Genomic DNA, 4789 nt, shown 5'->3' on the forward strand with positions numbered 1-4789 from the left:
CTTTGCAAAACCAGTGGCGATTGCATGACAACTACAGAGTATTAGACTTCAATGTTCTCCCATTTCTTACCGCATTTTGTATTCCGTTTTCAACGCTCATCTCGCCATTCACCAACACGTACTTAAACCCTTTAGTGTATTGATGCGGCTTGTCGAAGGTTGACAAGTCTTGTACTTCTTTATCATTAAAAATGAGGATATCTGCTGCAAAGCCTTCTTTCAACAATCCTCTATCTTTTAAATTGAATTTTTGTGCTGGTAACGAAGTCATTCTCCTGATTGCGTCCTCAAGACTAATTACTTTTTCATCTCTTACGTATTTAGCCAAAACCCTTGCATTTGTTCCATACCCTCTTGGATGAGGCACGCCACTGTTAAACACCCTGATGCTCGCGTCAGACGCAAACATGTCAAAAGGGTACTTCATAATGTTCTTTACATCATCTTCACTCATTCCATGAAACACCATTCCTGCCCCACCCTGCTGCATCATGTCCATAATTGTTTCGGCTTCTTCCTGTGCCTTGTGCTTACGGCCTTTCACCAGGTTAACCTGCTCAATGCTTTTACCATTATAAGTAGTGTCTGCTTTAAACGATGCTACTACAGGATAACTAAAATGTTTCAGTTTACGCTTACGCAGTTTTTTGATCATGTATTCTGAAATCTGCTTTCTCACTTCCGGTCTTTGCAATCTTGCATTTATAGAATCCTGTCCGTCAGATAATACATTGTCGGGCAGTAAAGTGCTAAGCGAAGTACTGCTGGCGGTGTAAGGATACTGGTCAATTGTTACATCCAAACCCTCATTTCTCGCTTCCCTCACCAGCCCTAAAGTTTCGTCGGACCTTCCCCAGTTTTGTTGACCACTTAATTTAAAATGCGAGATCTCGACCCCTATATTCGCTTCTCTTCCGACCTGTATAGCTTCATTTATTGCAAAGGCAACACTGTCTGCTTCGTCCCTGATGTGTGAGGCGTACACACCATTATATCCAGAAGCCACTTTTGCCAAAGCAACCACTTCAGCAGTTTTTGCATAAGTACCCGGAATGTAGATAAGACCTGTTGAAAAGCCAACGGCCCCTGCTGTCATTGCCTGTTCGACAATAGTTTTCATCCTTGTTAATTCCTCGGCAGTCGGTTCCCTGTTGGCCGTACCTAGCACTGCTTTACGAACGTTATTATGACCAATAAGAGAAGCCACGTTGATTGACAGCTTGACACTATCGAGCTTAGAAAAGTATCTGTTGAGGTCAACATTAGACGATCCGCAGTTTCCTGTGACAACACTGGTAACTCCGTCGTAAATAAAGTTGCTGGCGAGCGGATTGGCATCTTCATCACCCTCGATATGCGTATGCACATCTATGAAGCCGGGCGACACGAACATGCCTGTCGCATCTATTTCCTTTGTAGCCTTTAGATTTTTAATTTTACCAATGCGAACGATTTTTCCGTCCTTTATTGCCACATCTGCATGGTACCATGAGTTGCCCGTGCCATCTAATATCTTTCCATTTCTAATAATAATGTCCACGCTCACATCATCAGGAATTGCAAAAGACAGAAGAAATAAGACTAAGAGAAATCGCATGAAAAAAGTTTGCAACTAAGATAACGGTAGTTGATGTACGAAGTTGAGTTTTACTTTTTTTAAAAAGCGGAACTCTTAGCTGTATCCTTCGCTCAAAACCTCCACGAACTTTTATTGTTTCCTATTTTAAAGTTATTATTACAATATGAAACACCTACGACTGCTAGTGCTGGTTTTGCCGTTTTTATTACAAGCTTATAGTTCTAAAACTATTGCAACAAAAAGTAAGAATGCTAAGAAATGGGTTACTCTGTTTAACGGAAAAAACCTTAACAACTGGAAACCCAAAATAGCAGGTCTTCCTTTAGGCGAAAACTATGGCAATACGTTCAGGGTCGAGGATGGTATTTTAAGTATTAGGTACGACAAGTATGACAGTTTCAGGAACAGGTTCGGCGCTTTATACTATAATAAGAAGTTTACCAACTATCGGTTGAAAGTAGAATACAGATTTGTAGGCAACACTACTGCCGGTGCACCCTCCTGGGGATTTAAAGATGGAGGCATTCAATACCATTGTCAATCTCCGTCAACGATAGGACTAACACAATCTTTCCCTGTTTGCCTTGAATTTAATTGTCATGGTGGAAACGGCAAAGAAGAGCGTCCAACAGGTGAAGCCTGCATTTCAGGAATGACAATACAGGTTAACGGCAAAAAGAACGCTTCTAACTGTACATTGCCAGACCTAAAAAAAACCTTCCATGGTGAAGAATGGATCACCGCAGAAATTGATGTAAACAACGGAAAGATCACCCATTTTGTAAACGGCGAAAAAGTTGTTCAATACGAGAAGCCGCGTTTAGACTCTTCAAATGCTTTAGCCAAAAAACTAATTATTGCAGGCAATGATATAGTTAAGGACGGATATATTTCTCTTCAATCCAACAGCCATCCAATGGACTTTAGAAAAGTGGATATAATGGAGTATTAATAAATGAGGTATTACCTTACAAGTCTTCATGCTTCCTTTTCTACACTTAAAGGGGTGGAACCAGTTTTGAAGGCAATGTTAGGTTCACCACGTTTCGCTCCCATATACTATAATTTATTTAAAAGGTCCGCACGCAAAACAACCTCTTGCCTTATGACTTCAAGACAAACTATTTTAAAAAAAATTTATCCTTTATTAATGGAAGCGGGAAAAATTTTTGGTTTAAAAGCTGGTGTTATAAAAAATAAGGATAACACCGAGCCCCTTACCTCATTTTATAATCTCAAAGCAATATCGATAGATGGTCAGGAAATCGACTTTAAAGAATTTAAAGGAATGAATGTTCTTATAGTGAATACGGCATCAGGATGCGGATATACAAATCAATTAAGTGATTTAAAGAAATTGCACGAGTTATATAAAAACAAGGTGGTAGTTATAGGGTTTCCTGCTAATGATTTTAAAGAGCAGGAAAAATTGACCGATAAAGAGATCGCTTCCTTTTGCCTCATAAATTTTGGTGTATCATTTTTGCTTGCTCAAAAAAGTGTAGTAGTTAAAGGAGATAATCAAAATGAAGTATTTGCATGGTTATCACATAAAGAGAAAAATGGCTGGAACGATAAACCCCCGGAATGGAATTTTTCGAAATACTTAATCAATACGAAAGGCATGTTAACATATTACTTTGGTCCCGGAGTAGAACCTTTAAGTACTGATATAACCGCCCAGCTTGGTTAAGCAATACAATCGATAACGGTGTCTTTCTTCATTAGCATTGAAGAGTAAAATGAAAATTTATTTAGAGGGGGAAGCAAGAAAATGGAAACTAGCTGACATAAAAAAAGGGTTACTATGAGTAACGCCTTTAATATTGTAATTCAAAATTTAATTAGATGCTCCTGTTGCCACCAATTAGTTTGAGCAGGAAGATAATAACCGCGGCTACCAAAAGAATGTGAATTAGACCGCTGCTAACATGAAAAGCAAAATAGCCTAGTAGCCAGGCAACAATTAAAATTACTGCGATTACATACAAAAGGTTACCCATAATGAAGAATTTTTAGTTTTATAAAATAATACTTGTTATTCTTCATATAAAAATACCTTGCCACCCACTATTATAATTGTTGCTGCGTTTAAAACTAAAACCCCCACATTTCTTCAATTATTTATTTTTCCTAATCCTATTTTTTGTTGAACAAAAGACACAAAAAATAGACAGAAGATTGCACGAATAACTATAATATCAATTATTGTAAAAAGCCTTAAAGTGCCTTACTCAGAAATTTATCGCCGCTAATGTTTAATGTCAGTTTTGTCTTTTTTAACTGGTCCTCCACTTCAAAAACAAAAACTTCATCAGGAGCAATTGCCGGCTGACTTTCGGTTACCACTACAATCGGAAACTCTTTCTTTGACGAAGTAACACCAGGGGAAATATAACGAGGATTGAGTTTCTTGAAATTTCCATTATTCTGGATATAAGTCATTTTCAGCGCACCAATAGTAAATTCTGCATCTGGGTTTGAATTTTGAACAAGGAACTTTAAAAAAGTATTCTTCCCATTTGAAGTTATTCCCTGGCAGGTTAATTTTATATCATTATTACTATCAGTTAAATCGAGGTAGGCAGATTGAGCCATTACTTTTTTGCTAAACTCTACATTTTCTTTAGTGTTGTCCACAAGTAAGGTTTCGTCGGTACTTTCATTAGCCGAAGCAGCATTTACAGTATTATTGATGGTGGAACCCGGTGCAGTATTTTGAGTAGGGATCGTTTTCTTATTACCACCTTCAACCAATGATGCCTCTCCTTGTTTAGAAAGCGGTTTCGATATAGAATTCTCTTTTGATAACTGCCCGTTGTTTACTGCTGTGCCTGTCTTTGAAGCACCAGTTACTGCCGGTTTAGGCTTTACCTTATCCATACTTCTTTTAATGGCAATAATTTCATTATAAATGGCTCTTTGTTGCACCGGCGTTGGGTTTAATGCCAGAACCTCGTTGTATAAGGTTAATGCGTTTGACCAATCTGATGCGTTCATTGCCTTGATTGCTCTTTCAATAAGGCTATCAAATTTTTCTTTTTTGGCTATGTCATTATCGGGTACTGACATTCCAGCACTTGCATTTGCTGCTATTCTCTTGTTTTCATTCTCTTGTGCTAACCGTTTCGTCTCGTTTTCCTGCGCTAATCGTGCAGTTTCCTTCTCCTGTGCAAGTCTTTTAGTCTCGTTCTCCTGAGCTATTCTACT

General features: G+C 38.3%; 5 protein-coding genes. 2 read left to right on the forward strand and 3 right to left on the reverse strand.

What is annotated here, in order from left to right; genetic code table 11:
• Nucleotides 1–31: 31 nt before the first annotated feature.
• Entirely contained in the window at nt 32–1597 is a 1566-nt protein-coding gene (locus JWR87_RS19990; protein WP_297823636.1) for a D-aminoacylase, read from the reverse strand.
• 145 nt (nt 1598–1742) lie between these two features.
• On the opposite strand from JWR87_RS19990, the gene JWR87_RS19995 reads away from it, so the two are divergent.
• Together JWR87_RS19995 and JWR87_RS20000 are read left to right on the forward strand one after the other, a co-directional pair.
• A complete protein-coding gene (locus JWR87_RS19995; RefSeq protein WP_297823638.1) occupies nt 1743–2531 on the forward strand; it encodes a DUF1080 domain-containing protein in 789 nt (262 codons plus the stop codon).
• Nucleotides 2532–2684: 153 nt separating this feature from the next.
• Entirely contained in the window at nt 2685–3272 is a 588-nt protein-coding gene (locus JWR87_RS20000; RefSeq protein WP_297823640.1) for a glutathione peroxidase, read from the forward strand.
• 151 nt (nt 3273–3423) lie between these two features.
• Here the strand turns inward: JWR87_RS20000 and JWR87_RS20005 are convergent, their stop codons facing one another.
• Both JWR87_RS20005 and JWR87_RS20010 read right to left on the reverse strand, forming a co-directional pair.
• Nucleotides 3424–3582, reverse strand: coding sequence for a lmo0937 family membrane protein (locus tag JWR87_RS20005; protein ID WP_147201735.1), 159 nt, complete (start codon nt 3580–3582; stop codon nt 3424–3426).
• A 217-nt stretch (nt 3583–3799) separates the two neighbouring features.
• Nucleotides 3800–4789: hypothetical protein (locus JWR87_RS20010; protein WP_297823643.1), on the reverse strand; the 990-nt coding region annotated here is incomplete at its 5' end.

Origin of the sequence: Segetibacter sp., from assembly GCF_025963695.1 — a bacterium.
In the GTDB taxonomy this organism is placed as follows: Bacteria; Bacteroidota; Bacteroidia; order Chitinophagales; family Chitinophagaceae; genus Segetibacter.